Source organism: Pseudomonas sp. AL 58, from assembly GCF_036348395.1.
Classification (GTDB): Bacteria; Pseudomonadota; Gammaproteobacteria; order Pseudomonadales; family Pseudomonadaceae; genus Aquipseudomonas; species Aquipseudomonas defluvii.
Map to the genome: position 1 here is coordinate 1 of NZ_JAZBQR010000063.1, position 809 is coordinate 809.

Below are 809 nucleotides of genomic sequence, written 5' to 3' on the forward strand. Positions count from 1 at the left end.
GGGATTCAGATGGCGATTCAGCGGGAGTTTAGCCAGGTGCTTGGCCTTGTCAGTTCGGCTGAGGCGCTGGCTGACATACTGATCAATGCCCCGGGTAATTTCTCGGCCATGATCCGGGCGCAGTTTTCCAGCGTGGGCGGCAGCACTCGGTCGTCGGGTTACAGCTGGTCGCCGTCGTCCAGCAGCTCGGCCACGGTGGCGGCTGACCCTGAGTTTGCCAATACCGTGGCGCGCCTGGCGAGCACTGAAGAGGTCTTTTCGGGGTTCGTGGACTCAGGTCGTGGCATCACGTCACAGCTTGAACTGGCCCGGCAGTTGATGGCCGAACAGCAGTTCGATGACCTGATGACCAATCCGCCGGGCGGGCTGGCGACAGCCGCTGCCGTCAAGGCGGCACGGGAGTTGATGCGTGATGCCTTGATCGTCAAGGCGGTGCGGGCAGCGGCACTGATGCCGGTGGTGTCGGCGCCTGCCGAGCTGCCCGGTGTTCCAGCCTTGGCGCAGCAGGTGGCGTCACCCCTGGAGCGGCCAGAAGTACCGGCAGCAGATGACGTGATTAGCCTGCGTGATGGGCTTAGCGCGGCGCTGTGGGAGGCCGGGCTGTCGGCATCGCATGAACACTTTGAGCTGATCGAGGCGGTGCGCAAGCACGTTAAAGGGCACCTCTCCGAGGTGGCCCGCTCGGGCGTTCGATTGGTTGAGATTGAGCCGAAGGAAAGCCTGCCCGCGTTAGTGCTGGCCTATCAGTGCTTTGGCGACGCATCCCGCGCCGCTGAAATCGTTACGCGTAACAAAGTGCCGCACCCGGG

1 pseudogene is annotated in these 809 nt (G+C 63.7%); it reads left to right on the forward strand.

Annotated elements, in window-relative coordinates:
- A pseudogene (locus UIA24_RS23045) lies at window positions 1–809 on the forward strand (DNA circularization protein); the annotation flags it as partial.